The sequence below is a fragment of the Pseudomonas brassicacearum genome, from assembly GCF_003732265.1.
In the GTDB taxonomy this organism is placed as follows: Bacteria; Pseudomonadota; Gammaproteobacteria; order Pseudomonadales; family Pseudomonadaceae; genus Aquipseudomonas; species Aquipseudomonas brassicacearum_D.
Window position 1 is genome coordinate 1 of record NZ_MOBK01000464.1, and the last position, 309, is coordinate 309.

Here is a 309-nt window from a genome sequence, read left to right on the forward strand (position 1 = left end):
GGCTCATGTCGATGTGGCTCCTTGTTCCAGTGGCAGAAAGATCGAGAAAGTGGTGTGGCCTGGATGGCTGTCACACTCGATCAGACCCTGATGCTGGCTGATGATGTTCTGGGTAATGGCCAGGCCCAGCCCGGTACCGTCCGGGCGACCGCTGACCATGGGAAAGAAAATGGTTTCCTGAAGTTCCGCCGGGATCCCGGGGCCGTTGTCGATGATCTCGATCTTGGTCACCAGACGATGGCGGATGTGGCCGATGGTGAACTGGCGCATGGCGCGGGTGCGCAGGCTGATGCGTCCCAGACGCAGCTC

Annotated in this window: 1 protein-coding gene; it reads right to left on the bottom strand. The window is 60.5% G+C overall.

The genetic code is table 11. From position 1 onward, the window contains the following. Positions 1 to 3 precede the first annotated feature (3 nt). On the bottom strand, positions 4 to 309 hold a 306-nt coding region (locus BK660_RS32275; protein ID WP_259698580.1), incomplete at its 5' end, for an ATP-binding protein.